The 648-nt window shown below is 74.2% G+C and carries 1 protein-coding gene; it reads right to left on the bottom strand.

What is annotated here, in order from left to right; all coding sequences use genetic code 11:
- Window positions 1-108: 108 nt before the first annotated feature.
- Window positions 109-648: class I tRNA ligase family protein (locus HMPREF3105_RS10895; RefSeq protein ID WP_141762518.1), on the bottom strand; the 540-nt coding region annotated here is incomplete at its 5' end.

The following is a 648-nucleotide window of genomic DNA, read 5'->3' as shown; positions in this document are numbered from 1 at the left end:
TGGGAGCGGCGGGAGCGCAGGCGGACGAGCGCGTCGTCGCGCCACTGCTCGATGCTCGCCACGGCCTGCCTCCTCTCCCCCGGCCTGGTCGGGGCCGGTCTCACGCGGTCAGCGGATCACCAGGTTCACGAGCTTGGGCTCGCGCACGATCACCTTGACGATCTGGGCGTCCCCGATGAAGTTCCGCACCTTCTGCGACGCGCGGGCGCGCGCCTCGAGATCCTCGGCGGTGATGTCCGCGGGCACCTCGAGGGTGTCGCGGACCTTGCCCTTGACCTGGACGACCGCCGTGACGGTGTCCTCGACCAGCAGCGCCTCGTCCACCGCGGGCCAGCCGGCGCGGACCACGGAGGGCTCGTGGCCGAGCAGCACCCACATGTCCTCGGCCGTGTACGGCGCCACGAGCGAGAGCAGCACGGCCACGGCCTCGGCGGCCTCGCGGACGGCGGGGTCGGCCGCGCCGGCGCCGGCGTCGATCTCCTTGCGGGCCGCGTTGACCAGCTCCATCGTCTTGGCGACGACCACGTTGAACTTGCCGTCGTCCAGCAGCTGCTGGGCCTCGTGCACGGTCCGGTGGGTCACCCGGCGCAGGGTCACGGCCCCGCCCGCCGGGTCCGTGCCGGCCGGGGCGCCCGTCGCGCGGACGTC

It is taken from the genome of Micrococcus sp. HMSC31B01 (assembly GCF_001816085.1).
Classification (GTDB): domain Bacteria; phylum Actinomycetota; class Actinomycetes; order Actinomycetales; family Micrococcaceae; genus Micrococcus; species Micrococcus luteus.
The sequence above is the reverse complement of the archived record's forward strand: the minus strand, read 5'-3'. Positions and strand labels throughout refer to the sequence as shown.